This window comes from Paenibacillus melissococcoides, from assembly GCA_944800085.1.
Taxonomy (GTDB): domain Bacteria; phylum Bacillota; class Bacilli; order Paenibacillales; family Paenibacillaceae; genus Paenibacillus_B; species Paenibacillus_B melissococcoides.
In genome coordinates this window covers 195355-221475 of the sequence record CALYLO010000008.1, presented here as the reverse complement: position 1 = coordinate 221475, position 26121 = coordinate 195355, and the positions used below count along the sequence as shown (strand labels likewise).

Here is a 26121-nt window from a genome sequence, read left to right as displayed (position 1 = left end):
ACATGGCTCTCGTGTTTATGTTCCAAAATGTACTTGCCTTCTTGTTTCTCTCCACCTTTTTGCATAAAGCGCTGAACTACCGCGAACACATTCGCATCATGAATGCCTATCAAATGGTGCCAGCCCGATTTATCGTTCCGTCTTTTATCGCGTTTGCCGCGGCCGAGCTTGCGCTAGGCCTCTCGCTTCTCTTGCGCGGCATAACGGTTTATCATGCGGTTTCCCTATGTTCACTCCTGAGTGTTTATACCTTTGCAATCGGTTTCAATTTGATGCGCGGGCATCGGCATATCAATTGCGGCTGTGGCGGGATACTCGAAAATGAACAGTTGAACTGGGGATTGGTGCTTCGTAATCTTCTTCTCAGTTTTTCGGTTGTGGTGCTATGGAAGTTTCGTTCATCATACGCAGGAGAGATTGCGCTTATCCACAAACTTGAACTGTTCATGCTGTCGCTCATCCTTTTTTCGCTGCTCTATCTGTTCAAGGATTTGTTCCAAATCAAGAAAAAACTTGTTCGCCTCATGAAGATGTTCACCTGAAAACAAACGGGGAGTGAGATTCGAATGACCGATTTTATCATTATCGTCACTTTAATGCTGGTGCTCATCCAGCTGCTGCTTATCTACATGCTGGCGAGGCTCATTGGTCAATTTCTGGCGAAAATAAAAAGCGTCGGCGGGATTTCGTTAACCGAGCTTCAAATCGGTGAGCAAGTTCCGCTTTTTCGTGACTGGAATTCACATGGGCGCAAAGTGATCTTAAGGGAATTATTCGGCCAAAAAAAAGTGCTGCTTCTCTTTATCAATACGACATGCCAAACCTGTAAAAGCATATTGCCTGACTTAAAAAGAGCGGCTGAGAATGGGGATATACATATCGTCGTTATCAATACGGATAAGCAATCCAATGACGAAGAGATTCAGGCGATGCTCCCTTCCGACATCGAATATATTCGCTCTGCGGACATCATGGAAGCTTATGGCGTAACCAAAGTTCCCTATGCTTTTCTAGTGAATCAAAACGGAATACTTGAATCCCATCGTTCGTTAATGAATTCGAACATGCTGTGGAATATGCTGGAGAATGAAACGGCGCGGACCCATGACCGGGTCTTGCCGGTGATGAATGAGTAGAGTTCGCATGGTAAGAAGAACGGGCAAAAAAGAAGCGATTTTGCATCTTGGCAGAGGCAAAATCGCTTCCCTGGGTTCATCACATTCTCATTCTAGCAAAAGTAGGATTGTTCCTAGCAACCGCATCGTACCTTTCTTGGCGTTGTACACTCTTCTCCCGTATCTCGATCCACATAGTACTCCCAGGAGGAAACTTTTTGGATAAGGCAAAGGGCGTCAGAGCGGCAGGAGACGACTCTGCGCGTTAAGATGCAACGTGCGGCGGCAGGCTGGAATCCGGTCAACTTGCTCAAAAAATTTTTCACTCTTATTACCTCCATTAGTAATATTTTCTTGCATACACATTATATACCAATTATATCATAAAATCCATATTTGGTTTTTTTATCAATTTCATAGTGTCGGCTATCGCAAGGCAATCGATGACGCTCATGCTGGGCGGACCGACAAAAGAAGACCCATCGGGCGATGGGTCTTCTCCATATTGATATCATAAATGCTGCGCCATTCTCTGTTCCTGCTAGAATGAACGGGCCGCAATAAAATCAGGTCTTGGCGGCTTGCCCGAGTACGGCGGTTCAAGCTGATTATCGACACTGTTATAGACGATGAAGACATTGCTGCGCGGGAACGGCGTAATATTGCTGTTCGAGCCATGCATCACGTTGCAGTCGAACAAGAGAATGGAGCCGGCCTTGCCCGTAGGCGCCACGATGCCGCCTTGATTGGCCAGATGTATGAGACTGTCCCGATCGGGAATGCCGTATTCCTGGCGGCGCAGCGATGACTTATAATGGTCGTCCGGCGTGGCCCCGATACAGGAGACGAACGTGCGGTGGGAGCCGGGAATGACCATTAACGGACCGTTGTTCGCATTGTTCTCTTCCAGCGCAATGGAGCAGCTCAATGCCCTCATGCGCGGCATGCCGTCTTCCACATGCCATGTCTCGAAGTCGGAATGCCAGTAGAACTCTTTGCCCGTAAAGCCCTGCTTGAAATTAATGCGCGATTGATGCACATAGACTTGACTGCCGAGAATCTGCTCCACGATCGGTATGATTCTCGGGTGATTGGCCAACTGCCGGAACAGGCCCTCCCGATGCACGGCAAAAATCGAGCGAATCTCGTCGCTGCCCGGCTCCCGAATCACTTCCGGCTTCGCGCTGTCCTTATGATCCTGGAACATGCGGAGCAGTTCCCGCTTCCATACCTGCACTTCGTCCTCGCTGAAGAACGAATCCAGGAACAAGTATCCGTCCGCTTCATAAGAAGCAAGCTGCTCGGCTGTTATCTCCGCCTGCCCGAGCGTGTGGTTGTAGACAACCGGGTCCGGGCGCTTTAACAATAACGTCTCCGTATTCACTCTGGAGGGATACAGATCCGGCGTTCTTGCGGCCTGCTGAACTTGGCTTTGTCCTGTCAATATGATCAAGCTCCTTCCGTGAAAAAGTATGGCCGTTCGCGTTCCGGCTGTTTACGTCATGACCTAGCCTTCGTTCACATGCACCCGCGATTAGACTTCTAATGGATATGCGCCTTCCGCATCATGCACCTCATTGCCCGTGCAAGGCGGATTGAAGACACACAGCATGCGCATCTGGCTCTTCCCTCTCAGCAGATGCTTCTCGTGACCATCGAGCACATATAACGTGCCGGGTTGAATCGGATAGACGGCTCCGCTCTCAACAACCTCGATTTCCCCTTCTCCTTCAATGCAGTAGACCGCCTCCACATGATGTTTGTACCAGATTTCGGTCTCCGTGCCTGCCTTGATCAGCGTATCATGCAAGGAAAAACCGACCCCGTCCTTCTTGAGCAGCAATCTGCGGCTGTTCCATGTCTCCGCCTTCACATCCTGTTCCGTGCCGAGAATATCAGACAGTTGCTTGACGATCATCGCAAATTCCTCCTATTTGTTCATTTTCCTATTCGATGTGTCGTGAAAGGATGGCTTGCTACAACTCTTCCGCCATTTCCTTCATGCATGTTCGCAAAATATCCAAGCCTGCAAGCAGACCCGTGTCATCGATCGTGAGCGGCGGCATCATCTTCGCCACCTCGCTGTCTGTACCCGATGTCTCCATGATGAGCCCTTTCGCAAAGGCTCTGGCGCAGAGTCGCTCCGCCATGCCCGGGATGCCGAAGGCAATCCCCTGCATCAATCCTCGGCCTCTCGCCGTTCCTTGTAGTTCAGGATATTGTGCGACTAGCTCTTCCAAGCAAGAGCGAATGATCTTTCCTTTTGCCATAATTTCTTGCGTAAAGCGTTCATCTTTCCAATAATCAAGCGCCTCGGCCGCGGTGATAAAAGCCAAATTATTCCCCCTGAACGTGCCGTTATGCTCGCCGGGCTCCCAAATATCGAGGTCGGGGCGGATTAACGTAAGCGCCATCGGCAGCCCATATCCCCCTATCGATTTGGATAGACAGACGATGTCCGGCGTAATGCCCGCCCGTTCGAAGCTGAAGAAGGTCCCTGTCCGGCCGCAGCCCATCTGCACATCGTCCACAATGAGCACTATCTCGTGGCTGCGGCAAATCCGCTCCAGCCGCTGCAGCCATTCATTGCTCGCCTCGTTAATCCCGCCTTCCCCTTGAACGGTCTCCACGATGATGGCGGCCGGCAGCGACACACCGCTTCCGCTATCATTCATATAGCATTCCATATAGTCGAGCGTATCGATATCCGGACCAAGATACCCGTCATACGGCATCGTGACCGTATGATGCAGAGGGATGCCCGCCCCTTGCCGCTTGAACTTGTTGCCCGTGACGGACAAGGCGCCAAGCGTCATGCCGTGAAAGGCGTTCGTAAAGCTGAAGACGGTCGCTCGCCCCGTTACCTTGCGCGCCAGCTTCAAGGCGCTCTCCACCGAGTTCGCCCCGGTCGGTCCGGGGAACATCACCTTGTATTCAAGTCCGCGCGGCTTCAAAATGACGTGGTGAAATTTCTGCAGAAATCGTTCCTTCGCCTTCGTGGCCATGTCCAGACTGTGCGTCACGCCGTCTTGCTGAATATAGTCCAGCAGCTTCCGCTTCATCGCCCGGTTGTTATGCCCGTAGTTGAGCGCGCCGGCTCCGGCGAAGAAATCAATATATTCCCGATGGTCGGCATCCCACAGCTTATAGCCTTGCGCCTTCGTAAATACGGCCGGGAACGACCTGCAGTAGCTTCGCACCTCAGACTCCAACGAATCGAATACTTGCAGCGATGGCGTTCTTCCATCCAATACCTTCATGTCACCGTCTCCATTCTATCGTGTGTATTGTGGCGCAATGGCCCTATGCGGATCAGCTTCTCCGTCTCATGCGCTCCTTCCGGAAACAGGTGAGCGGAGAATCCCTCCTTCGTCACGAGCGCGCTTTTCCATGTTTTCGCCATCTTGGCGAACAGGCGCTGGGAAGCCGTGTTGCTCGGCGTGATCGTCGTCTCCATGAATCGCACCTGAGCCCGGCATGCCGTATCGTACAAGGTGCGGAGCAGCGATTCGGCGATCCCTCTGCCTCGATAGCCGTCGCGCACCGCAATCTGCCAGACGAAAAGCGTGTCCGTCCTCTCTGGCGGCCGAAGCGCGGATACAAAACCGATAAGTTTCCGATTGCGTTCAGCCACGAGGCAGGTGTAGGCGAAATATTCGCACAGCATGATATAGCAATAGGCCGAGTTGACATCGAGCGTCCCGCTCTCTGTCACCAGCTTCCATAATTCCGTTCCATCGCCCTTTCGCGCGTTGCGGATCGTGCAGGGCAAGGATCGCGTCACGTTGACTTCCATACTCAGATTCCCCCCTCTTCCGCAGATGGTGAAGCTTGCTCAATTCCTCCCATGTACCACGTCTGTCTGAAGCGGCTTAAAAAGGCTTGCAGACGCGGGCTCTGCGGGTTCTCGAAGATTTGCTCCGGTGTTCCCTGTTCGACGATGGAGCCGCCATCCGTAAAGATGATCCGATCGGCAATCTCCCTGGCAAAATCCATTTCATGCGTGATGAGCATCATCGCCATGTCGCCTTCGGCCGCCAAGTCCTTGATGACCGCCAGCACCTCGCCGACCAGCTCCGGATCAAGCGCGGAGGTCGCTTCGTCGAACAGCATCACCTTCGGACGCATGACTACGGCTCTGGCAATCGCGACGCGCTGCTTCTGCCCGCCGGACAAGCGTGCAGGGTATTCATTCACCTTGTCTGCCAGCCCGACCTTGGCCAGCATCTCCAGCGCGCGCGCTTCGGCTTCCTGCTTGCTCCATCCTAGTACATGCACCGGCGCTTCCGTTACATTGCGCAAAATGGTCATATGCGGAAAAAGGTGAAAGTGCTGAAAGACCATGCCGATTTTTCCGCGTACGTTGTGCAGATGCTTTTCCTTCGCCGCGACAAGCTTGCCCTTCACTTCCTGGTGCCAGAGCCACTCCCCGTCGACTTGAATCGTTCCCGAGGTGGGCCGCTCCAATGTCATCAGGAGGCGGGCCAGCGTCGTCTTGCCCGATCCGCTTGGGCCGATGACGGCAACCTTTTCCCCCGAATAAATGGACAGATTGATATCCTGCAGGACGTTCACAGAGCCGTATGACTTGCAGATATCCCGATAAATGACGATCGGATGATGTGCCGTGTGCGGGGCCAGCGGCCTGCATGGAACGCTCTCCATCTTTGCTCTCCACCCCCTATTTGATCTGCAACTTCTTCTCCAACCTGCTCACAAGCAGAGATGACGGATAGCTAAGCAGCAGAAATAATAAACCGACCAGCGTAAAGGCTTCCAGATAACGGAAGGAGCCGGAACCTATCGCTTTGGCCGTTTGCAGCAGTTCGACCAGCGTAATTGCCGATAAGACGGGAGTCTCCTTGAACATCGTAATCAAATAGTTGCCCATGACGGGAATGATTGGCGGTATGGCTTGGGGAAGGATGATGTTCGTCCACGAATGCCGCCTGCCGAAGTTAAGCGCCTTGGCCGCTTCCCATTGACCGGCGGGCACCGCCTCGATTCCCGAGCGAAATACTTCAGACAGATAAGCGCTATAATGCAAGCCCAATCCGATGACGCCGGTGACAAACGGCGAGAATGAAATACCGTAAAGCGGTAATGCATAAAAGAGCACGAACAACTGAACGAGCAGCGGAGTGCTGCGGATGAATTCCATCCACGCATTCGCAAGCACGGATAAGGCTCGATATCGGGATCGGCGGGCCAGCGCCAACGGCAAGCCGAGCAGGCATGCCGCCGCAAATCCGAGCAGCGTCGCTCCGATCGTAATCGGGAGCACCTGCAGCAGCTGAGGAAGAATCTCCAATGCGTAGTCCCAACTCCACATACGCTATATCCTCCCCTTCACGGCCCTGCGCTCCAAAAATCGAATACCGAGCGTCAAGGTATAGGCCATGATGAAATACATCAGGAGCAATAACGCAAAAATCTGCGGCGTGCTGGAGTTGTCAAAGGAGCGTAATACCATCCCTTGGTAGGTCAAATCCATCAAGGTGATGAGGTAAACAAGCGATGTTCCCTTCAGCAGCTCGATAAGCAGATTGCCGAACGAAGGCAGCATGAGCGCCATCGCCTGCGGCAAAATGATTCTTCTCATCCGGAGCCACGGACTCATATTCAGCGCCATGGCCGCTTCGTATTGGCCCTTGGGCACGGACAGGATCGAACCCCGCACCACCTCGGAACCATACGCGCCATAGTTCAAGCCAAGCGCGAGCACGGCCGCGGTCATCGCCGACATGCGGACGTCGAGCAGCATGGGCAGCGCAAAATATAACCAGAACAACTGAACCAGCAAGGAAGTTCCCCGAAACACCTCTACGTAGACCCCGCTGACAAAGCGGATGATGCGGTACTTGGACAGGCGGGCCAATCCTGCCGCAAAAGCGCAGAAAAAGGCCAGTATCATAGAGAAGCATACAATTTGCAGCGTGACCCATGCTCCTTGCAGCAGCGCAGGCACATATTCAAGCATGGAGGAAGCGATCTTCATGGCTTCACTCTTGCCACAGCCGTTCGGCCGTCATATCTCCAGGCAGCTCCTGCTCCGTGAACCCGAACGGCTCAAGCAGTTCAAGCAGCTTGCCCGACTGCTTCAACGCTTCCAGCTCTTGATTGAATGCTTCCCGGAAGTCGGCATCTTCCTTGCGAAACGCCGCCGCGCCATACCCTCTTACGCTTTTGCCTTCTATCTCAGGCTGCTCGAAATCCATGACTCGCTCCAACTGATCATCCTTCGTGGAGTCAAGCATCGCCTGCAAGGATGGTCCCGTCATGGTCACCGCATCCACTCGTCCCGCCTGCAGAGCCGAGATGGCCGATGGTTGATCCGGCACCGTTACGATTTGCTCCTTCGAGACACCTGATTTCGCTAAATATTCGAGCTCGATGGCCCCCACCATGACGGCGACTTTGACATCCTTGCTGCCGGCAATATCCTCGTAGCTGCGCAGATTGGATGGATTCCCTTTCTTGACGGCCAGCGCCTCGCCAATGCTGTATTCGGGGTTCGCGAAGGCCACTTCCTTGCTCCGCTCGGGATTGATGAACATTCCCGCGGTGATGATGTCGAACCGCTTCGCCTTCAACCCCGGAATGAGAGAACCGAACTCCGTCAGGACGCCGTTCATCTCCTCGATGCCCATCCGCTTCAATACTTCCCGGGCCACCTCCACGGCCTCGCCCGTCAGTTGGCCATCCGGCGTGGCATAAGCATACGGCTTCTCATTCGCGAAGCCTACGGTAACATATCCTTCCCGCCTCGCTTTCTCCAGTGCCGTCTCCTGCCGGGGCGATGTTCCGCCGTCGGCTTCGGTCCGGCTATCGCCGTGCTGCGGCGCACAGCTTACCAGCAGGATGGCCATGGCGCAGCATAACGCATACGAATACCATTTCTTCATCCGACAACTCCTTTTTCCTTTTTTTGGGGCCCTATTCAAGGGTAACATGTTCCTGTCTGTATCTCACCCTTGATATTCCCACTTTATTCCTCCTCAGCCCTCCTGACCTGGGAACAGGGGAGATTAGAGGAGGGATCCAAAAAATCCCTCCCATATCCTTCCCTATAGGGCATGATATGAATTTTATAAATCCGCTCTCGGAAGAGAAAAACAAATAAAAAACCGCAACAGAAAAACGTTCATTCACTGATTTCACAGAAAATGAACGTTTTTCGCCCATATTAGACAAATTTAGACCTTCATTTGCTTGCAAAATAGAAAAGTCGGAAATCCATCCTTAGAACAAGCCGCATTCCCGCACAATGTCCCAGCTATCCAGCGTCGTCGCCTCGCCCGCAGTCATGCCGGTGCGCGCGAGGAATGACTGGACGGCCCGGTATCCGACGGCATATCCGGAGCATTCCGACAGGCCCGCCGGCGGAAAGCCCTGCGCCCGGGCGATCTCGTCGCCGAACATATAGGCGGCCACTTCGGCGAATCCCTTCATCGTGAGCCGTTTCCCAATCACCTCAATCGAATAAGCGAGATCCTCTTCGTCGAATGAGGTGACCCACGGCCCCAACTGCTCCTCCCCGTACATCTCCTGGGCGAACGATTCGGCCAATCCTTCGATGATGAGGTATTCGCCGAGCGTCACGTTGCCATGATCCCAATCCGTGTAAGAGAAGCGGAGATTGTGGTGGAATTCATGAGCCAAGATCGACGGCAGCCGAGTCAGATTATATTCCGTCGGATACACGATAATCTGGATATACCCCGGGATGCCGCCGAAGCCGGTGTAGCTGCGCTGCAGGCGAAGCTTGTCCGGATCGGCGAGGAAGAAGCCGCACAAAATCTCATCCGCCTTCACCTTCAATCCGAAGCGGCCGGCATAGGCGGCACACTGCTCCAGCACTTGGCCTGCCTTCTCCGGCCAGCCCTGCTCCCGCAGCATCTTCACCGCAGGCTGCCCGAGGTCATCGCGTCCGGCATCGAGGCAGCCGAGCATCCCGGCGGCCATCACGACATCATATCCGCCAGGCTGCGCAGCCTTGAGCGGCACCTGTATCGTCGTCCACATCGGCTCGAACGGCTTCATCAGATCATATCGGAACAGCTGCTCCCGCTTTGCGGCCGGTTAATCGTACATTCGTTCATACATGGCCATCGTGTCGATGACGTTTATTTTCATAGTAATTCCCTCCTGTTATGTAGCGCCGTTGCTGCTCTGACTGTGCATCTGTCGACTGCGCATCTGTAGCTCTTACTGCGCTTCTGTAGCTCTTACTGCGCTTCTGTAGCTCTTACTGCGCTTCTGTAGCTCTTACTGCGCTTCTGTAGCTCTTACTGCGCATCAACGCGCTGAACTGGCGTCTCCTATGCAGTGTACGGGGTGACGCGGCGAGAGGGTCAAGCCGGAAAATGCGGAATGGCGGGAAGCGATAGCCCGGATGTTATATAATGAGGAGTAGAATGAAGGAGTGCTTGCTTGCTCCGCAGCGGGTACCTTCCGTTCCTGAGGAAGATGCCCGGGACACGGCTTGCGGTAGCACTTCAGAGCAATAAGGATGGTGTATGATGGCCTTCGGCATATCCCGCACGGAGCTCAACGAGTGGAAGCGTCGCGTCGATCGCGGGGAAATCGCTTATTTGACGCATTATTGGCAGGATGAACGCTTCCCGGGAATCACGACCGTCACCAAGGTCGGATGTGCCGACATGGCCCGCCTGACCGCCTGGTGCGTAAAGCATGGTCTGAACCCGCGCTATATCCATGCCCGCCGCCCCTTTCCCCATTTTGATCTCATCGGCCCGCGCCAGCGGGAGATTCTGCGGCAGGAGCGGCAATGGGAGCAGCTCGAACGGTTCCGGCTGATATAGAACAAGCGTGGTTCCTCATGCGCCCCGCTTCAGACTGCCGGCAAAATCCTGTCGACAGTCTTTTTTCTTATAAAGGGCGGGGCAGGGAAAGACAGGGCAGGTTAGGTTAGGTTAGGTTAGAGCATGCTGCTCCATATTAAAAATGCTGCACAGGCGCAGCATTTTTAATCATAAGAGGCTAAATTCCGAGAAAATCCTGCAAAATTACATCACTTTTCCATTTCAGACGCTATCTATAGCTTGCCGCAGTGGAATTGCTGTATTTTTGCAGCAATCCTATTTTCGCATACTCGTGTCAATGAAATTGCTGCATTATTGCAGTATTGGCGGAGCAGATTGCGTCAAGCCGCGTATGGCCGAGCAGGCTGCGTCAAGCTGCGGCAACCCGCGGCAATCGCTCGACCGATGGCGCCTGCCCGCGGACCGGTCCTGCGTCACTGCCTCAATCGTTACGGCCCGGAGGGAAAGCGGTGATCTGGAAGTTCGAGTTCTGGAATGAGCCTGTAAAGCTTGTCCATTCCGGGCCCGATGTACCGAGAGCAAAGATGCAGCAAAGCGCAATAGTCAACACGTTTGGGCTGAATATGTTGAAGAGGCGGATCATCTTCGCCATACCGAATAAAACAAACGGATGTAAGCGGAACGGAAAGAACAATAGATCGGGTTTTTGCTGATTTATAGGAGAAGCATGGTATGCGGTGGACGTCATCGCCTAATCGCTCCTGGCTATCGAAGCCGGATAAGGTTCATGAGAAGCCGCTCATTCCCGCCATTTCCATCGGAGCTCCACACCGTCCACCTGATTTCTCGTTTTATCGTATGATTCTATCATATCAGCTCTGGGATGGATCTAGACACGTGAGATAATTCCGAAGCAGTTCAAGTATAGAATCCGCCTTTGATATACTGATTATAGGAGCTGTTGATATGGAAAACGAAGACAAAAGAAATCAAAAACGGAAAAGATTGTTTGAACGATTGTAATATTGTTTCTGATTTATTTTACATTCAACCTAGTTTCATATATGACAAGGACTGATTCTGTGACAGCATAGGGAAAAGTACCCTTTTTCTATAAAGGAGGGGGATCTTCAAAAGGTCATGGTCAGTGAAGGTCATTCTTTTCTTAAATAGACTCTAGTACAAAAACACGACTTTTGTGGATATATGAATAGATGTCCGGAACTTGCGTATTAAAAAAAGCACCATTAAGGTGCTTTACCAAGGGTGGACACTTCCTGAACCGCCAGTTAACAATGACGCGGTTGTTGTTATAAGAACAGTGCTAAGAAGGGTATTGAAAATGAGTTTTTTCATTTTATTTCTCACGCTAATTCCTCCAATTCTTTAACGATTCGTTGGTAGTAATTGCTTAACTTTTCTAGCGTAAACTGAGGTGAAACGTTATTCGTTAAATGGATATGCATAGCAGTATTGAGAGCTTCTTTTTCCTTGGCTGCATCATCTACTTTGGAATACCAAAAGGCAGATTCCACCATATTCGTAATGCTTTTGTCGATGTCACCCGCAGTCAAATAATATTCTCCCTTGACTCGAATATAATCAGCATATGTAGCGCAAACTAATGGAGTACTCTCATCAACGACAGAGGTAGTGGCCTTGTCGTTCTCCAAAATAACTTTAGCGCCTTCGAGGTTGTTCTGCTGTAAGTACAATTGAACAAGTTGCTTGGTCGCCGGAATAACGGAGGCACTTCTGCACGTTTCAAGAAATGATTCCAACTGTTTAATTGCTTGGCCGATATTACCTTTTTTTGCATTGAAGAATGTATCCATAAGTACGACATTATCTTTTGTTTGAGGGTATGTGAAATTTTTGTACTGTATAAGGTACAATTCTGACTCTTTATACGCTCCAATACTGAAATACGCATCTATAAGGATACCAAGCGCATCTGCTTTATAGTGGCTTTCTCCACATTTCAATACTTCTTTGCAATAATCAATGCACTCATAATGATTGCTCAGAGTGTATGCATGAACGCCTAATTTATAATACAAACACACACGTTCCTCGGACGATAGAAAATCAACATAATGCAGAATATACTATCCATTTTCGTAAGTTTCCTTCAGCCTGCTGAAATCATTTCGTTCAATCATGTACTTCCGAAATAATCCTTTTGCAATGTAAGGCATGATTCCATGAGCGCGTGAGTAATTAACAATGAGGCCGTACAATGAAAGTTTAATGGAGTCGTTATGTATGGAGTCTGTATCGCGGAACAATCTGCCTACTACATACAGGCTGTCTTCATTCGGTGATTCAAGGAACTTTGCGGCTATTTTCGGTATCAGCGAAGGATGTTCAAGTGTCATCAACTCATTCTGTAAAATAGAGTAAATGACTTCCGACTTATGCCCAATCTCGATGTACTGTTCCACGATGTCGTTATGGGGAATGTCTAATACCGGAGCGATGGACAAGATGGCTTGAAAATCAGGGCGTTTAACCTCGCCGTATATCGTCTTACTATCTCTCTTTCCATCAAATTAAACAAACCGGGACGCACGAGGCGCCCCGGTTGCCGTTCCGGCTTGCTGCAAGCCGGCAGATGATTATTGAATGGCCGCTCCGACTTCCTTCACCATTTCCTCGACGGAGATGAGGCCGCCTCCAGACAGATACCAGTAGCTCGGATCGAGGTAGACGATATGTCCTTCCTTGTAAGCCTTGGTCTTCATGACCAGTTCGTTCTCTACGACTTGCTTCGCAGACGATTCGCCGCCGACGACGGCGCCTCTATCGATAACGAACAGATAGTCCGGATCCTTCTCCACAATATATTCGAAGGACACAGGGTCTCCATGAGTCGATACTTTAATGTCCGGATCGACCGGCGGGAAGCCGAATACGTCATGGATAATGCCGAAGCGGGAGTTGGCGCCATAGGCGCTGATTTTGCCGTCGTTCGCCAAAATGATAAGCGCGTTTTTGTTCGCCGCTGTCACTTTCTCATTCAATTGCTTGATATCCGTATCGATCTTCGCAAGCTCCGCTTGGACTTCGGATTCTTTACCGAAGATTTTGCCGATCGTTTCCGCGTTCTCTTTGAAGGACTCCATATAACGGTCCGTGTCGATATCCATATAGATCGTCGGCGCGATTTCCTTGAACTCTTCATAGGACGACGCTTGTCGGCCGGCAATGATGATCAGGTCGGGCTTCAGGCCGTGAATCGTCTCGAAGTCCGGCTCCTTCAATCCGCCCGCATTCACATACTTTTCGTCTTCGAATTTTTTCAAATAAGGAGGCAGGTTGTTCTTCGGCAGCGCCGCGATGTCAATTCCCAGTTTGTCCAGGGAATCTACGACTCCGTAGCTGAATACAACGACTTTGGACGGGTTCTTCTTCACCGGCGTTTCGCCAAGCTCATGCTTAATGACGATTTCTTCCGCCGTGTTGTTCGCTTCGGCTCCAGTAGATGTCGAACCATTGCTGCTGTCTGTCTTATTGGAACCACATGCTGCAACGAGGGTTGCCATCATGGCTATGACCAGAATTAGGACTGTTTTCTTCAATTTCTTTTCACCTCTACCACATATTTTTTGAAAATATATTTATCGCCGTTAATATCACAAATTCGTGCTATTCGGGCACGACAATGCGATATTACCGAACGGTGTGACCCCTTTTTGTGTCGAGCTATGCATAATAAACGCAGATCTTGTTATCATTGAAGTTCTCGATGCTCATATCCATATCGTAAATGTCCTGGAGAACCGCGCTGTCGATAATGTCATCGGTCGCGCCCTCCTTGATGACTTTGCCGTTCTTCAACGCCACGATATAGTCGGAATAGCAGGAGGCAAAGTTGATGTCGTGAATGACGATGACAATCGTTTTGCCCAGCTCATTGACGAGTCTGCGCAATATTTTCATAATCTGCACGGAATGCTTCATATCCAGATTGTTCAGCGGTTCGTCCAGCAAAATGTATTCCGTGTTCTGCGCGATGACCATCGCGATATAAGCCCGCTGCTTCTGGCCGCCGCTCAGCTGATCCAGGTACTTGTGCTGCATCTCGGCAAGCCCCATATATTCAATCGCTTCATCGACGTACTTCCAGTCTTCGTCGGACAATCTCCCCTGCGAATAAGGGAAGCGCCCGAAGGAGACCAGTTCCCGAACCGTGAGCCGCAGATTGATATGGTTCGACTGCTTCAGAATCGAAATCTTCTTCGCCAGTTCCTTGCTGTCCCATTGGCTGATTTCTTTCCCGTCAATGAGCACTTCTCCGGAATCCTTCGAAATGAGTCTGCTTATGATTGAGAGCAGCGTACTTTTGCCTGCGCCATTCGGACCGATAAACGACGTGATTTTTCTTTTGGCAATCGTAACCGAGATGTCTTCGATCACGTTTTTGCCGCCGTATTGTTTGGATACTCCTCTTACTTCTACCATGATTTGTTCTCCTTCAATAGAAGATAAATAAAGTAGACCCCGCCGACGAAATTGATGATGACGCTAAGCGTCGTGGAGAAGGTGAATATCCGCTCCACAATGAGCTGGCCGCCCACAAGGGCGATAATGCTGATGAGGACGGAGCCGGCGATAAGATAGCTGTGCCGGTACGTCTTCAGAAACTGGTACGTCACGTTCACGACAAGCAAGCCGAGAAAGGTAATCGGCCCGACAAGCGCCGTGGAGATGGAGATCAGCACGGCCACGATAAAGAGCAGCCGCTTCACGACATAGTCGTAATTGACGCCGAGATTAATCGCCTGCTCTCTGCCCAGCGCCAGCACATCCAAATACTTGATGAAGCGCAGAAAGTAGAGCGTGACGAGCAGAAGCAGGACGCCTCCCATAAGCAGCAGCTTCGTGTTGATATGGTTGAAGCTGGCGAACATTTTGTCCTGCACGATCATGAACTCTGCCGGGTCAATCAGAACCTGCATGAAGGTGGACATGCTTCCGAAAAAAGTGCCAAAAATAATGCCAATAAGCAGCAGAAAGTATATGTTCTGATTCTCGCCCTTGAATATAAGCTTGAACAGCAGGCCCGAGAATACAACCATGAGTCCGACGGACACCAGAAAGTCGACATTGCTGTTCATTATCATCAGCGTCTTCGAGCCAAAAACAAAGATGACGATGGTCTGAATGAGCATATACAGCGAATCCAGGCCCAAAATGCTCGGTGTCAGTATGCGGTTGTTCGTAATCGTCTGGAATACGGTCGTGGCAAATGCGATCGAAGCGCCGGTCAGCACAATCGCCAATACTTTGATTGTTCTTTTCGGCAGCACGTAGTCCCAGTTGTCCCCCAGCTTGAAGAACAGGAACAACCCGATAAGCGCAAGAGCAAGGACAGCAAGAACCCCCGTTTTCGCTTTATAACCCATGTGCCCTTCTCCTCATTAACATATAGACGAATATGGCACTTCCGATGACGCCGACGGTCAAGCTGATCGACAGCTCATACGGAAAGATGATGATGCGCCCCAAAATATCGCAGAACAGAACGAATACTGCCCCGAGAAGCGCCGTGTGCGACAAGCTATTTTTCAAATTATCGCCTCTGTATATGGAGACGATATTCGGAATAATGAGACCCAGGAAAGGAATCGTCCCCACCGTGAGCACCACCGTGCACGTCACAAGCGCCACCAGGATCAAGCCGATGTTGACGACGCGCTTGTAGTTGAGTCCGAGATTTTTCGAGAAATCCTCGCCCATCCCCGCTACCGTGAACTTATTCGCATACAGGTATGCAACCACGATAAGCGGAATGCTGATGTACAGCAGCTCATAGCGCCCCTTGATAATCATCGAGAAGTCGCCCTGGAGCCACGAGGACATGTTCTGAATCAAATCATACTTGTACGCGAAAAAGGTGGAAATGGAACTAATAATATTCCCGAACATCAATCCGACGAGCGGAATGAAGATGGTGTCTTTGAATTTGATGCGATCCAGTATTTTCATGAACAGCATCGTGCCTGCCAAAGCGAAGACGAACGCAACGAGCATCTTCACTAACGGACTCGACGACGTGAACAGCATCAAGGAGACGAGTATCCCCAAGCGGGCCGAGTCAAGCGTCCCTGCCGTCGTGGGCGAGACGAACTTGTTCCGGCTGAGCTGCTGCATAATCAGGCCGCAGATGCTCATGCTGACCCCGGCGAGAATGATGCTGATAAGCCTTGGCACCCGGCTGACGAGAAAAGTATGAACCTTATCGTCGTTCAGATTGAACAAATCCCATGGCTTGATGTCGATGACCCCGATAAACAGGGAGATGAAGGCAAACAGGATAAGCGCAATAACCAGATATCTCTTCTTCATGTCTCGTTCCTTATAAATCAGAGTATAGGCGTTCCGGATGTATGGTCTGCATTCCCCATGTTCACCCGCATGTATAATAATGATATTCATTATCATTAACGCGTTGTAACAGTTATGATTATAGCGGTTCTCCCGTGAAAGTCAATGGATTTGGCCAAAATAATTGATTATCGTTCTCAATTAGAATTGTTATTATAGTGAAATTATTTGATAAAAACGATCGGATGGGCTGCGGATGACGCGATGCTTCATCCGCTCCGAACCGCCTGTTCGTAAGCGGTGCGGCCCTACTTCGGCGCTGTAAAAGAGCCCGCCTAAGCTAGTCTGTCGGCCTGTGCTGAGCCGCGGTGATACCCGCCAAAAGAGGACCAGCAAGCTGTTCTTCACGCTTGTAAGGCCGATTGCGCCTGCGAAAAAAAGCCCGGTGAATGCATCACCGGGCTATCAGGAGGTTGGACTGTCAGCAGATCGTCCCTTGCTCCTAGATATCGTCGTCATAAGCTAGTTGGCAGACGGCTCTTGGCGCACCCGCTTTTTCATCGCGTGAATGATCTGTGCGATCGCACCGTCGCCGGTGACGTTGGCCGCCGTTCCGAAGCTGTCCTGCGCGATGTACAGGGCAATCGCCAAGCTTACCATCGCCTCATCGAAGCCGAGCATCGACTGGAACAATCCGATGGCCGCCATCACTCCGCCGCCTGGCACGCTGGGAGCGGCGATCATCGCGATGCCGAGCATGAATATGAAAGGCACCATGGTGCTCACCGTCAGCGGCACGCCATGAATGTAGAGTATGGCGCTCGCGACCGAAGTAATCGTAACCGCCGATCCGGTAATATGAATCGTCGCACATAACGGTACGACAAAGTTCGTCACTTCTTCGTCTGTCCCGAGCTTCTTCACCTGCTGCATCGTCACCGGAATCGTCGCCGCCGAAGATTGCGTGCCGAGCGCCGTGAGGTATGCAGGGAGCATCGTGCGCAGCATTGCCAGCGGGTTGCGCTTGTTCACGGCCCCTGCGATCGCATACTGACACAGGATGACCACGAAATGCATGACGAGAATGACCGCAAATACCTTCACGAACACTTGCAGGATGAACGCGACTTCGCCGGCCTGCGTCATATTCATAAAGAGCCCCGCGATATGAAACGGCAGCAATGGAATAATAATCGCCTGTATCGCCTTGGCTACGATATCCTTGAATTCCAACGAAGCGGTAAGAAGCGCGTTCGTCTTCACGAAGGTGATGCCGACCCCGATCAGAAAAGACAACAGCAGCGCCGTCATAATGTCGAACACGGGCGGCATAGGCAGCTCGAAGTAGGTGGTCAGCAGCGTCTCCTCCGGATTCTTGGCTGCCAGCCCGGAAGCCCCGGACAGCAGCCAGGAAAAAGACGAGGACGCAACGCCGTAAGCCAGCATCCCGGAAAGTACCGTAGATATATATACGATAAATGCAGTCAATCCGAGGAGCTTCCCCGCTCCCCTGCCAAGCTCCCCGATCCCCGGAACAATGAAGCCCAAAATAATGAGCGGAATGAGGAAGCTCAAGAACTGCCCGAATACATGATTTAATGTCGCAAAAATTCGTATGAACCAATCCGGCATAATAAGTCCTGCTCCAATGCCAAGCACAATCGCAATGACAATGCGCGGAAACAATCCCAATCGCATATTTATAGACCTTCTCCCTTCTGCCTACCTCAGAAAAACAAGATTACTATTTTGTCTCCCCTATAAATACAAATGTTCCTCTTGCAAGCACATTTCAATATACTAACATATCATGCATGCGAATGACAATTACCAAATACAAAAAAGCCCGATGAACAGATCATCGGACCTTCTCTTATCATGTTATTTATACTTGCGCCAATCCATGCTGCTGTTGTTCAACAAATAATTGAAGTCATTGTCCAGCCGCTTCTGTTCGGCCGCACGGGCTTCCTCCGCCTGGCGTCTCTCCTCTTCCTTCCGCTGCGTCTCCTCCGCCTTCAATACGGTAGCCTGCTCCTTCAGCTGCGCTACGATATCCGGCCGCAGCAGATCCTTCAGCGTCGCCGGCTTATCTTGGGCAGATGGGGCAGTCCCTTGCGGAGCGGCGTTCCGGCCTCTCTTCTTCGCCATCGCACTCACCTCATTCCCATTATAGCAGAATCTCCCTTATGCGGCACCGCGATCATCAACTGCGGGGAACCCTGCTGCGTGCGCGTTACGTTGTCGGGTCTGTTATTCGCCCCACAAAAACGATTTGAGCGCCTCTCTGCCTACTCCACTGCTCAGGAAAATCCCCCTTGCCACCTTTCAATGAATTATGTATCATAATGATATATATCATTATGATACATTAGAAGGTGATGCAATGGCTAAGCACAGCGACACGGCCTATGCGATTCTCGGGCTGCTGACGACCGATTGCCACACAGGCTATGAGATCAAGCAGATGATGGATACCAGCCTCAATCATTTCTGGAAGATCAGCTACGGGCAAATCTATCCGACGTTGAAAAAGCTGGTCGAGGAGGGGTGGGCCGTAGTGACCGATACCGCCCAGGAATCGAAGCCCGACAAAAAAGAGTACCATATTACGCCCCAAGGAATCCAGGCGCTGCAGGCCTGGCTGCAGGAGCCGCTACAACAGCTCCACACGTACAAAAATGAATTTTTGCTCAAGCTGTTCTTCCATCGTCATCAAGAGGCGGACACGACAATCCGGCAGATCGAGCGCTTCAAGTCGATGCTGGAGGAGCGGTATCAGATGTACGAGGCGATCGAAAAACGGATCATGACGCACTGTTCCGGTGAAGAAGATTTGCAATATTGGCTGCTTACGCTCGACTACGGCAAGCGCGTCGTGCGGGCGGAGATGGAGTGGAGCGATGCGGCGACGCGGAAGCTCCGACTGAAAAGGTGAGGAGGAGACACGATGGGAAAATCAATCTTTGGCGGACGCTACACGGTAGAGGACAGAGAGCAGGATATTGTCGTCTTCCTGATCGGGATGAGGGTCAATAAATGGCGGGCTGTTCATCAATGGTGGCCGGTCTTTAAAGCGATGCCGCCAATGATTCGCGAACTGTACACGCACCCGGAGCTTGGCTTTCTCTCCTTGGAGACGACCGTCAATTTGAGAACGATCTTGATGGTTCAATACTGGCGGTCCTTCGAGGAACTGACCGCCTATGCGCGGGGGACGAAGCATTTGGAGACATGGCGGCGATTCTATCAGGCGGTCGGGAAAACGAATGCGGTCGGCATCTATCACGAAACGTATATCGTGCGCGGAGGCCAGTTCGAGGCCGTCTACGGCAATATGCCGAAGTTCGGCCTGGCCAAGGCGCGGGGGCATGCGCCAATCACGCCTCGGACCGATTCCGCGGCGCAGCGGGTCCGGGCTTGAATGAAGACGATGATGACTCCCATCTTGTCCGGTACACGGACGGATGGGAGCGGATTGCTTCGATTATGCTTCCGCGCCTGGCGCCGGATCGACCTGTACCATCGCCTGCTTCCCGCTCAGTTGAATGCCGCTGCGCTTCGTTCCCACTGGACGCAAATCCTGCAGCAGCCGCTCGAGGATTTGCTGCGCCAGCGCGCCTTCCTTGCCCTTGATGCGGATGACGAGCTGCACCGAATCTCCGGCGCGCAGGATCCGTTCCGCCTGATTTTTCTTCGTCTCATAGTCATGCTCCTCAATCTGCGGCGTCATGCGAATCTCCTTCACCTTCGGCTGCCGCTCCGTCTTGCGGGCCTGCTGCGCTTCCTGCTTGGCCGCCCCCGCTCCGATCAGCTTGCAGGGAGGCGGGCTGCTCATGAGCGACAGGCAGACGAGATCCACCTTCAGCTTTTTGGCCATCGCGAGCGCCTCCGAGGTCGGCACGATGCCGAGCTTTTCCCCGTTCAGACCGGTCAATTCGACTTCGGCAGCCCGTATCTTCTCGTTCTTAATCATTGTGAATCCTCCTGCCCATTCGCTATAATGAACCCATATTACCGTCTGGAAGGAGATATATCAATGTCTCGCAAAGAAATCGAAGAACAGATTATCCGCAACTATGAACGGGACGAGCAGATGATGATCCTCGTATTCGCCCAGTGGTGCGTCAATCATGACCTTGATCCGGCCGAGCTCTATCAGCAGGCCTATCCGCGGCAGGGCGCCAATCCGGCGCTGCACCAGGCCATCGGGCTCACGGTTCCGAAGGAAGAGGCCGGCCCCATTCCGGACGACACGGTGCTCGGCGTCCTGTCGCTATACGGCAACGATGATCTGGCCTTCGTCGTGACGGAGGCGATAAAGACTCGGGCCGCACGCGCCAAGGCTGCCGGCGGGAACGAAGCCTCCTGACGGACGAGGGAGGCGGCCAGCCACCCGCCAATTCGCGCCGCTAACGCCGCTCGGCTGTCGCAGCAGGAGCCAGACAGTCGTCCTGCGCGTACTGACGCCCGCCGTGCAGCAGCGCTGTCCCCGCCAAGCCCATTGAGGGACGGAAATCTTTTCAGAAAAAACAGGAGATGCGTGGAACGGCCCCGAAATAGCACTAGCATTGCACCAAACCTGACATGAAAATATATTTCTCATTAATGACTTTTTCTTCAATTTATTGATCGATTATATCTGGTAACTCATAAAAAAATCTCCTAATGTTGAAGGATAGGCATGTTACCCAATCCCTCACCAAAAGGAGAAAAGACCATGGGTACTATACCAGATCAGACCGTCATTTGTAAATGCCTAAATTTGATTCAGCTCTCGGACGACGAATTCCCAATCTTCAATTATCGACGAAAGTTTACACTCGTGAGAGCGATCAAACTACTCATTGATGCTCAATTGAATAAACGCACGGACCTCGAAGATATCTGCAACGCGTTGCGTGCGAACGAACAGCTGCAGCAGGCGATCCACTTGAAATCCATTAGCGCTTCCCAACTCGTACGTACACTCAGAGCGTTGCCTTTACCGGTGTTGCAGCAGCTATGGATTCAAGTGACACAACGTTTGCAACAACTTTATCCGAAGCAGGGTATCCCCGGCATCGGGAAACTGAGCATTGTCGATTCAACGGTACTTACACTCCCTGATGTCGCTGGAAAATGGGCCTACTGCTCCAAACACAGCAACGGGGTAAAGATCCACACCAAACTTGCTGTTTGCGACCCGGATACCGTCTATCCCGAAAACATTGTTTGTTCCACACGAGGCGTTGCTGACAGCGAAGTGGCTTTGGATCTGGTGATCGATAAAGATGCCATTCATGTTTTGGATCGCGGGTACATCACATATGGTCACTATAAGCAGTGGCTGGATGATAATCTACGCTTCGTGGCACGCATTAAGAAAAGCAACAAGACGGCGATCATCTGCGAGCACGAGATCGATGAAACGACGCCTGTGGTGCGTGATGCTGACGTGATCGTGAGCTACAAGGATGAAGAAGGCCATGTGATAGAAGCCCAGCTCCGGTTAGTGGAGTATACCGATGAGAAGAACCGCCAGTACCGTGTGCTTACGAATGTCTGGGATAAGTCCGCAGCCCAAATCTGCGAGATTTATCGGCGCCGCTGGATGATTGAATTATTCTTTAAATGGATGAAGCAACATATGAGCTTAGTCCATTTGTACAGTTTCCATCCAGAGGCAGTATGGAACCAGATTTTTTTAGCCTTCATCGCATATGGTTTAGTCATGTTGGTCCGGAAGGAGGCTGACACCACTCAAACGCTATGGTCATTTCTAAAGCTGCTTCGGGTCTATATGAATAAAACGTGGGATCAATTTTTGATGGCACTGCACCGCAAACCAACCAAGCACTCGAAGGGCAGGCGGAAGAAACGAAAGGGTGGTCGACCACGAAAACACCCAAAGCAATGTAAGACCGTTAAAGTGGTGATTAAATAGGTAATAATGGCATATTAACATTTGATGGTAACATGTTCCTATGGTTTAGTAGGAGATCGACTTTTGGCTTTGCTAGGAAAAAAGAAACTGTAAATATATATAAATAATGATTATTAGTTCCGTATCTGGAGTTTAAAGTCTTCTTCATGTCAGGTTCTATGCAACGCTAGTGCCGAAATAGATAGAAACAGAGACAGATAGAGCAATATGCTGCATCAAAGGAGAACAAGACAATTATGCAGATTCGAAAATGGAATGCCGAGGAGCAGCCTCCGATGGAATTGCTGCTGCTGGCAGACCCTTCTGCCGAGCTCGTGCAGGAATATCTCGGGCGGGGAACCTGCTTCGTTGCGGAGCAGAAAGGAGAAGTCATCGGCGTCTATGTGCTGCTGCCGACCCGGCCGGGCACGATCGAGCTGGTCAACGTGGCCGTCGCAGAGAGCCATCAAGGACAGGGCATCGGCAAGCGGCTCGTCCTTCACGCGGTCGAGACCGGCAAGGCGCTCGGTTACCAGACGATAGAAGTCGGAACAGGCAGCACCAGCATAAGCCAGCTCGCGCTCTACCAGAAATGCGGGTTCCGGTTGACGGGCATTGACCGCGATTTCTTCGTTCGCCATTATGAGGAGGAAATCTACGAGAACGGCATGCTGCTGCGGGATATGGTGCGGCTGGCTCAAGATCTGTAGCAATCGAACGGAGAACAAAATGCCGATGATCCGAGTTGCCTGGCGCAGCGAAGCGGCAAAGGAATGCAAGCGACTTCCACCATGTCTGCTCGCTCGCCGCTGCCGGTCACGAAGCCGAACTGGTCAAGAAACTGTATTAACAGTATAATCAACGTAAGAGACGAAGAACGTCCCGATCCTTCCCACGCGAAGGGAAGCGGGACGTTTTTATTTTGTCGAAGGAGGCGGTAGGGTGAGTTTTGAAGAGGCGCATGATGCGTTTTTCCAGTATCACTTGAAGAGAAGAACGGGGGAGCGAAAGGGACGGCTGGAGCGGGGACGTCGTGAGGCGGAGAAGCTGTTTTGCCGCAACGTTTGGTGGCCGCTTCGGGGCAGCTTTGACCAGTTGCATCCGGAATACGAAGTGCTTGATTGGCGGGGCCTGTCCTATTTCTGCGATTTCGCCTGGCTGTCCCCGCATGTCAAGCTGATCATCGAGATCAAAGGCTTCGTACCGCACGTCCGGAATATGGACAGGCAGAAGTATTGCAATGAGCTGAACCGGGAGACGTTTTTGTCGGCCATGGGGTTCCAAGTCATCTCCTTCGCTTATGACGACGTCGCTGACCGCCCCGAACTGTGCATGACGTTGCTGCGCATGGTCATGAGCCGCTATCACGCGGACTCCGCTCCTGTCAGCCTGCATAGTCTGGCGGAACGGGAAACCATCCGGCTCGCCTGCACGCTCGGCGGTCCGATCCGCCCCATCGACGTGGAGACCCATTTATGCGTAAACCATCGCAAAGCGGTGAGAACGCTGCAGTCGCTCTCCTCCAAGGGTTGGTTTAAGGCTGTCACCGGAGGGTCAGGCAAATATGTCGTGCGTTATGAGCTTAGGCCGGGCGCGCTTGATTATTTGTAGGAAATGCTGCGATTTTACATCATTTCTGATCGGCGATATGCCGCTCTGGGGAGTTCCTGCAAAACTACATCATTTTCGCTCTCAAATTGGAGCAGAGCCAGTCAAAGCGTGAAATTCCTGCAGCCCTGCAGGATTTCTCCACCGATGAGCGTTTTCTGGTGAAAAATACTGTACTTTTGCAGCTTTGGCCAGCCGGGGGTAGGCGAAATGTATGCCAATACGGTTACACGCGGGAACGGCGCTTGAATGTCAATTCCGTTACAGTCTCCGTCCGCCTTCGCTTCCCGCAGGTTAAGTATTTCATAGGTAAGTATTTCATAGGAATGTACGGCAAAAGGAGCCTTCCGTTCCATCACGGAAGACTCCTCGCCATAAATCACATGTATCCCATTATTGCTGCAGGGCCGTCCCCTGAACGAGGCTGTTCACAAAATTCCTTCCGAACGCCCGGCACAATTCTTTGTCAGAGTCGGACGGGGTCAGCTCGACCTTCAAGCCTTCCTGGACGATGTCGCTCCCCAACTCCCGCAGCCGGTCGATCAGAATATCGACCGCTTTGCCCACCTGGGCATAGCATGAATCACATGAGCCGAACACGGCCGCTTTGGTGCCGCTCAGATCAAGGCCTTCCATATCATCGTAAAAATCGAGAAATTCGTACGGCAGCTCCCCATCTCCCCAAGTGTAGGCGCCAAGCAGAATTCCGTCATAGCCGGCCAAGTCGGCCGCATCGGCATCCGTAACCTCCATTACCGTGAGATCTTCTCCGGCTTCGCGAACCTCTGCTGCAATCGCATCGGCCATCTCCTCCGTATTCCCGCTCATACTTGCATATATCAAAATGATCTTCGCCATTCTCTCATCCCATCCTTTCCTTATTTCGACCATAACCGCCCTGGCATCGCCAATGGCGGTATGCGAATCATATCGTCAAAGCGCGTAAATCCCCTTCTCCTGCAAAAAGTAACATGATAGCTGACTCAGTGGTACAGGCCGCTGCCCGTCGGCCCCTCATTCATGACCCCGAGCATCAAGCGCATGAAATCCAGCGAAGAATGATAATGCTCCTCCTTCGGGCGGAAGGCATACGCCGAGCCGTTCATCAAGGCATAGATTTCGATTCGGTCCGGCAGCCGGCCAAAAGCCTTGTATGCGAAGACGAGTGCAAATTGAACGTAGGCTTTAAACACTTGCGGCTCATCGGCGACCACGTACTTCCGAATGACGAAGGACGAATCCGAGCATTCGGCCACCTGGAGCGTCATCGACAGATCCGCTCCCAATTCCACGGCCTGGACGGACAGCTTCTCCCCGAGCAGCAGCGCATGACCGGGGGCTTCCCCCGTCAAGTACTCATCTAAAAAGCGAAATACCGAACGCTTGGTACGCAAATAATGCTGTTCCGACGGGAAACGCTCCCGCTCCGGCGTCCAATAGCTCTCCATATCGCCCAGGACGGAAGCGGCCGTTCTCGCCTCGGGTGCACGTGAATAATACGCATGCACGATCCGATTGACCGACGCTTGCGCCGCATACACCCAGCTCGATTCATGAGCATTCCGGCACTTGCGATAATAACAATGCCGGCAGCGGACGAACCGTTCGATGTCCTCATCACTGAGCCGTTCCTTCGGCACCGGTATGCCCGGCAATGACATGGGACTCCTCCTTATCTCACAATGATAACTGATAATGATTATCATTATTAATCACAGCTCTATTTTATTACAACCTAAGCCCCGCTTCAACCCGCAAAATCGCAGAATAGCTGCACACAGCAAAAAAACACAGGCCGTCCGCAGCCTGTGTCTGTCCCTTCTATGCCCAGGGTAACGAGCCCCGGGAGTTTAGCCTAACTTCTTTTCGTACAAATTGGCGCTCCAGCCTTCTCCGATTACTGTCCGCGCAAAAGAAAAACCAGCCTCCCCATAATACTGGTTCAGGCCTTCATTTTCGGACATGCAGTCCAGCCGGAAGAACCGTTTTCCTTGGCTTTTCACATAATTCTCGGCCCATTCCAGCAGCCTGTATCCCAGCCTCAATCCGCTATATTTTCTGCTGACGACGAGCCGATGCAGGTAGCCCGATTCCTCTTTATCAAGTTCTCGCCATATCGCCGGATCGCTCCATTGAATGGCAAAGCACCCGATTCCGTCCCCGCCTGCCATGGCGATGAACACTTCTCTCTCCTGCATGAAGCGCTCCATATACGCCGCCGTAAACGCGCGCTCATCCCACAGCATAATGCCGCGGCTGGCTCTCCAGCGGGCAGCTTCCAGATACAGCTCTTGCAGCGGGACAATGTGCTCCGAAGCCGCCCGTTGAATCACAAGGGAACGGGCGGCGTCATTCGCGGCCGCCACCTATCCATTCG

At 51.9% G+C, this 26121-nt stretch carries 30 protein-coding genes and 1 pseudogene; 9 read left to right on the top strand and 22 right to left on the bottom strand.

What is annotated here, in order from left to right; translation table 11 throughout:
- Positions 1–2 precede the first annotated feature (2 nt).
- Together OCY70_RS25915 and OCY70_RS25910 are read left to right on the top strand one after the other, a co-directional pair.
- Positions 3–542: a MauE/DoxX family redox-associated membrane protein gene (locus OCY70_RS25915; RefSeq protein WP_213429727.1), complete on the top strand. Its 540-nt coding sequence runs from the start codon at positions 3–5 to the stop codon at positions 540–542.
- Between the two features lie 24 nt (positions 543–566).
- On the top strand, positions 567–1136 hold the full coding sequence (locus OCY70_RS25910; protein WP_213429726.1) for a TlpA family protein disulfide reductase: 570 nt from the start codon (positions 567–569) through the stop codon (positions 1134–1136).
- A gap of 520 nt (positions 1137–1656) precedes the next feature.
- Here the strand turns inward: OCY70_RS25910 and thpD are convergent.
- From thpD to OCY70_RS25865, 9 genes and pseudogenes are all read right to left on the bottom strand, one after another.
- A complete protein-coding gene (gene thpD, locus OCY70_RS25905; RefSeq protein ID WP_213429725.1) occupies positions 1657–2559 on the bottom strand; it encodes an ectoine hydroxylase in 903 nt (300 codons plus the stop codon).
- Between the two features lie 90 nt (positions 2560–2649).
- Entirely contained in the window at positions 2650–3033 is a 384-nt protein-coding gene (locus OCY70_RS25900; protein ID WP_197258379.1) for an ectoine synthase, read from the bottom strand.
- Between the two features lie 58 nt (positions 3034–3091).
- Complete coding sequence (gene ectB / locus OCY70_RS25895; RefSeq protein WP_213429724.1) at positions 3092–4375, bottom strand: diaminobutyrate--2-oxoglutarate transaminase; 1284 nt, start codon at positions 4373–4375, stop codon at positions 3092–3094.
- Positions 4372–4911: a diaminobutyrate acetyltransferase gene (gene ectA, locus OCY70_RS25890; RefSeq protein WP_213429723.1), complete on the bottom strand. Its 540-nt coding sequence runs from the start codon at positions 4909–4911 to the stop codon at positions 4372–4374. The genes ectB and ectA overlap by 4 nt, the downstream gene beginning before the upstream one ends.
- A 2-nt stretch (positions 4912–4913) precedes the next feature.
- Complete coding sequence (gene ehuA, locus OCY70_RS25885; RefSeq protein WP_213429722.1) at positions 4914–5780, bottom strand: ectoine/hydroxyectoine ABC transporter ATP-binding protein EhuA; 867 nt, start codon at positions 5778–5780, stop codon at positions 4914–4916.
- Positions 5781–5796: 16 nt separating this feature from the next.
- On the bottom strand, positions 5797–6447 hold the full coding sequence (gene ehuD / locus OCY70_RS25880) for an ectoine/hydroxyectoine ABC transporter permease subunit EhuD (protein WP_213429721.1): 651 nt from the start codon (positions 6445–6447) through the stop codon (positions 5797–5799).
- A gap of 3 nt (positions 6448–6450) precedes the next feature.
- The gene (gene ehuC / locus OCY70_RS25875) at positions 6451–7113 is read right to left on the bottom strand and encodes an ectoine/hydroxyectoine ABC transporter permease subunit EhuC (RefSeq protein WP_213429720.1); all 663 of its coding nucleotides are present in this window, start codon (positions 7111–7113) and stop codon (positions 6451–6453) included.
- 4 nt (positions 7114–7117) lie between these two features.
- Complete coding sequence (gene ehuB, locus OCY70_RS25870; protein WP_213429719.1) at positions 7118–8020, bottom strand: ectoine/hydroxyectoine ABC transporter substrate-binding protein EhuB; 903 nt, start codon at positions 8018–8020, stop codon at positions 7118–7120.
- Positions 8021–8357: 337 nt separating this feature from the next.
- Positions 8358–9251 (bottom strand): annotated as a pseudogene (locus OCY70_RS25865) (DUF2268 domain-containing protein).
- 386 nt (positions 9252–9637) lie between these two features.
- Here OCY70_RS25865 and OCY70_RS25860 point away from each other — a divergent pair.
- Positions 9638–9940: a hypothetical protein gene (locus OCY70_RS25860; RefSeq protein WP_213429718.1), complete on the top strand. Its 303-nt coding sequence runs from the start codon at positions 9638–9640 to the stop codon at positions 9938–9940.
- A 442-nt stretch (positions 9941–10382) separates the two neighbouring features.
- Here the strand turns inward: OCY70_RS25860 and OCY70_RS36610 are convergent, their stop codons facing one another.
- The 8 genes from OCY70_RS36610 to OCY70_RS25820 form a co-directional block, all read right to left on the bottom strand.
- A complete protein-coding gene (locus tag OCY70_RS36610) occupies positions 10383–10649 on the bottom strand; it encodes a hypothetical protein (RefSeq protein ID WP_213429717.1) in 267 nt (88 codons plus the stop codon).
- 616 nt (positions 10650–11265) lie between these two features.
- Complete coding sequence (locus tag OCY70_RS25850) at positions 11266–11961, bottom strand: hypothetical protein (protein ID WP_213429716.1); 696 nt, start codon at positions 11959–11961, stop codon at positions 11266–11268.
- A 558-nt stretch (positions 11962–12519) separates the two neighbouring features.
- Complete coding sequence (locus OCY70_RS25845) at positions 12520–13482, bottom strand: siderophore ABC transporter substrate-binding protein (RefSeq protein WP_213429715.1); 963 nt, start codon at positions 13480–13482, stop codon at positions 12520–12522.
- 124 nt (positions 13483–13606) lie between these two features.
- On the bottom strand, positions 13607–14365 hold the full coding sequence (locus OCY70_RS25840) for an iron ABC transporter ATP-binding protein (protein ID WP_213429714.1): 759 nt from the start codon (positions 14363–14365) through the stop codon (positions 13607–13609).
- Positions 14359–15309: an iron chelate uptake ABC transporter family permease subunit gene (locus OCY70_RS25835; protein ID WP_213429713.1), complete on the bottom strand. Its 951-nt coding sequence runs from the start codon at positions 15307–15309 to the stop codon at positions 14359–14361. The genes OCY70_RS25840 and OCY70_RS25835 overlap by 7 nt, the downstream gene beginning before the upstream one ends.
- Positions 15299–16252, bottom strand: a complete 954-nt coding sequence (locus OCY70_RS25830; protein WP_168178157.1) for an ABC transporter permease — start codon at positions 16250–16252, stop codon at positions 15299–15301. Before OCY70_RS25830 ends, OCY70_RS25835 begins: the two co-directional genes overlap by 11 nt.
- Positions 16253–16753: 501 nt before the next feature.
- Positions 16754–17929, bottom strand: coding sequence for a dicarboxylate/amino acid:cation symporter (locus OCY70_RS25825; protein WP_213429712.1), 1176 nt, complete (start codon positions 17927–17929; stop codon positions 16754–16756).
- A 183-nt stretch (positions 17930–18112) separates the two neighbouring features.
- Complete coding sequence (locus OCY70_RS25820; protein WP_213429711.1) at positions 18113–18382, bottom strand: YqkE family protein; 270 nt, start codon at positions 18380–18382, stop codon at positions 18113–18115.
- 235 nt (positions 18383–18617) lie between these two features.
- On the opposite strand from OCY70_RS25820, the gene OCY70_RS25815 reads away from it, so the two are divergent.
- Complete coding sequence (locus OCY70_RS25815) at positions 18618–19169, top strand: PadR family transcriptional regulator (protein ID WP_213429710.1); 552 nt, start codon at positions 18618–18620, stop codon at positions 19167–19169.
- A gap of 12 nt (positions 19170–19181) precedes the next feature.
- Positions 19182–19655: a DUF4188 domain-containing protein gene (locus OCY70_RS25810; RefSeq protein ID WP_261945267.1), complete on the top strand. Its 474-nt coding sequence runs from the start codon at positions 19182–19184 to the stop codon at positions 19653–19655.
- A 63-nt stretch (positions 19656–19718) separates the two neighbouring features.
- Here OCY70_RS25810 and infC read toward each other — a convergent pair whose 3' ends face one another.
- A complete protein-coding gene (gene infC / locus OCY70_RS25805; RefSeq protein WP_213429708.1) occupies positions 19719–20207 on the bottom strand; it encodes a translation initiation factor IF-3 in 489 nt (162 codons plus the stop codon).
- Between the two features lie 63 nt (positions 20208–20270).
- Here infC and OCY70_RS25800 point away from each other — a divergent pair, with 63 nt between their 5' ends.
- From OCY70_RS25800 to OCY70_RS25785, 4 genes are all read left to right on the top strand, one after another.
- Positions 20271–20603, top strand: a complete 333-nt coding sequence (locus tag OCY70_RS25800; RefSeq protein WP_213429707.1) for a hypothetical protein — start codon at positions 20271–20273, stop codon at positions 20601–20603.
- A gap of 348 nt (positions 20604–20951) precedes the next feature.
- The gene (locus OCY70_RS25795) at positions 20952–22157 is read left to right on the top strand and encodes an IS4 family transposase (RefSeq protein ID WP_261944567.1); all 1206 of its coding nucleotides are present in this window, start codon (positions 20952–20954) and stop codon (positions 22155–22157) included.
- Positions 22158–22393: 236 nt separating this feature from the next.
- Positions 22394–22846, top strand: a complete 453-nt coding sequence (locus OCY70_RS25790; protein WP_213430451.1) for a GNAT family N-acetyltransferase — start codon at positions 22394–22396, stop codon at positions 22844–22846.
- 232 nt (positions 22847–23078) lie between these two features.
- A complete protein-coding gene (locus tag OCY70_RS25785; protein WP_213430452.1) occupies positions 23079–23747 on the top strand; it encodes a DUF559 domain-containing protein in 669 nt (222 codons plus the stop codon).
- A 101-nt stretch (positions 23748–23848) separates the two neighbouring features.
- Here the strand turns inward: OCY70_RS25785 and OCY70_RS25780 are convergent, their stop codons facing one another.
- From OCY70_RS25780 to OCY70_RS25765, 4 genes are all read right to left on the bottom strand, one after another.
- Positions 23849–24100, bottom strand: coding sequence for a hypothetical protein (locus tag OCY70_RS25780; RefSeq protein ID WP_213430453.1), 252 nt, complete (start codon positions 24098–24100; stop codon positions 23849–23851).
- Between the two features lie 37 nt (positions 24101–24137).
- Positions 24138–24602 carry a flavodoxin gene (locus OCY70_RS25775; RefSeq protein ID WP_213430454.1) on the bottom strand — a complete coding sequence of 155 codons (465 nt, stop codon included), beginning with the start codon at positions 24600–24602 and terminating at the stop codon, positions 24138–24140.
- A 125-nt stretch (positions 24603–24727) separates the two neighbouring features.
- Positions 24728–25405, bottom strand: a complete 678-nt coding sequence (locus OCY70_RS25770; RefSeq protein ID WP_213430455.1) for a cobyrinic acid a,c-diamide synthase — start codon at positions 25403–25405, stop codon at positions 24728–24730.
- A 189-nt stretch (positions 25406–25594) separates the two neighbouring features.
- Positions 25595–26110, bottom strand: a complete 516-nt coding sequence (locus tag OCY70_RS25765; protein ID WP_213430456.1) for a GNAT family N-acetyltransferase — start codon at positions 26108–26110, stop codon at positions 25595–25597.
- Positions 26111–26121 lie beyond the last annotated feature (11 nt).

Bases quoted from the DNA above. Each gene is read 5' to 3' on its own strand.
- OCY70_RS25915 (WP_213429727.1), top strand. From the start codon at position 3: ATGGCTCTCGTGTTTATGTTCCAAAATGTACTTGCCTTCTTGTTTCTC.
- OCY70_RS25910 (WP_213429726.1), top strand. From the start codon at position 567: ATGACCGATTTTATCATTATCGTCACTTTAATGCTGGTGCTCATCCAG.
- OCY70_RS25900 (WP_197258379.1), bottom strand. From the start codon at position 3,033: ATGATCGTCAAGCAACTGTCTGATATTCTCGGCACGGAACAGGATGTG.
- ectB (WP_213429724.1), bottom strand. From the start codon at position 4,375: ATGAAGGTATTGGATGGAAGAACGCCATCGCTGCAAGTATTCGATTCG.
- ectA (WP_213429723.1), bottom strand. From the start codon at position 4,911: ATGGAAGTCAACGTGACGCGATCCTTGCCCTGCACGATCCGCAACGCG.
- ehuA (WP_213429722.1), bottom strand. From the start codon at position 5,780: ATGGAGAGCGTTCCATGCAGGCCGCTGGCCCCGCACACGGCACATCAT.
- ehuD (WP_213429721.1), bottom strand. From the start codon at position 6,447: ATGTGGAGTTGGGACTACGCATTGGAGATTCTTCCTCAGCTGCTGCAG.
- ehuC (WP_213429720.1), bottom strand. From the start codon at position 7,113: ATGAAGATCGCTTCCTCCATGCTTGAATATGTGCCTGCGCTGCTGCAA.
- ehuB (WP_213429719.1), bottom strand. From the start codon at position 8,020: ATGAAGAAATGGTATTCGTATGCGTTATGCTGCGCCATGGCCATCCTG.
- OCY70_RS25860 (WP_213429718.1), top strand. From the start codon at position 9,638: ATGGCCTTCGGCATATCCCGCACGGAGCTCAACGAGTGGAAGCGTCGC.
- OCY70_RS36610 (WP_213429717.1), bottom strand. From the start codon at position 10,649: ATGACGTCCACCGCATACCATGCTTCTCCTATAAATCAGCAAAAACCC.
- OCY70_RS25840 (WP_213429714.1), bottom strand. From the start codon at position 14,365: ATGGTAGAAGTAAGAGGAGTATCCAAACAATACGGCGGCAAAAACGTG.
- OCY70_RS25835 (WP_213429713.1), bottom strand. From the start codon at position 15,309: ATGGGTTATAAAGCGAAAACGGGGGTTCTTGCTGTCCTTGCTCTTGCG.
- OCY70_RS25830 (WP_168178157.1), bottom strand. From the start codon at position 16,252: ATGAAGAAGAGATATCTGGTTATTGCGCTTATCCTGTTTGCCTTCATC.
- OCY70_RS25825 (WP_213429712.1), bottom strand. From the start codon at position 17,929: ATGCGATTGGGATTGTTTCCGCGCATTGTCATTGCGATTGTGCTTGGC.
- OCY70_RS25820 (WP_213429711.1), bottom strand. From the start codon at position 18,382: ATGGCGAAGAAGAGAGGCCGGAACGCCGCTCCGCAAGGGACTGCCCCA.
- OCY70_RS25815 (WP_213429710.1), top strand. From the start codon at position 18,618: ATGGCTAAGCACAGCGACACGGCCTATGCGATTCTCGGGCTGCTGACG.
- OCY70_RS25810 (WP_261945267.1), top strand. From the start codon at position 19,182: ATGGGAAAATCAATCTTTGGCGGACGCTACACGGTAGAGGACAGAGAG.
- infC (WP_213429708.1), bottom strand. From the start codon at position 20,207: ATGATTAAGAACGAGAAGATACGGGCTGCCGAAGTCGAATTGACCGGT.
- OCY70_RS25800 (WP_213429707.1), top strand. From the start codon at position 20,271: ATGTCTCGCAAAGAAATCGAAGAACAGATTATCCGCAACTATGAACGG.
- OCY70_RS25795 (WP_261944567.1), top strand. From the start codon at position 20,952: ATGGGTACTATACCAGATCAGACCGTCATTTGTAAATGCCTAAATTTG.
- OCY70_RS25790 (WP_213430451.1), top strand. From the start codon at position 22,394: ATGCAGATTCGAAAATGGAATGCCGAGGAGCAGCCTCCGATGGAATTG.
- OCY70_RS25780 (WP_213430453.1), bottom strand. From the start codon at position 24,100: ATGGAACGGAAGGCTCCTTTTGCCGTACATTCCTATGAAATACTTACC.
- OCY70_RS25775 (WP_213430454.1), bottom strand. From the start codon at position 24,602: ATGGCGAAGATCATTTTGATATATGCAAGTATGAGCGGGAATACGGAG.
- OCY70_RS25770 (WP_213430455.1), bottom strand. From the start codon at position 25,405: ATGTCATTGCCGGGCATACCGGTGCCGAAGGAACGGCTCAGTGATGAG.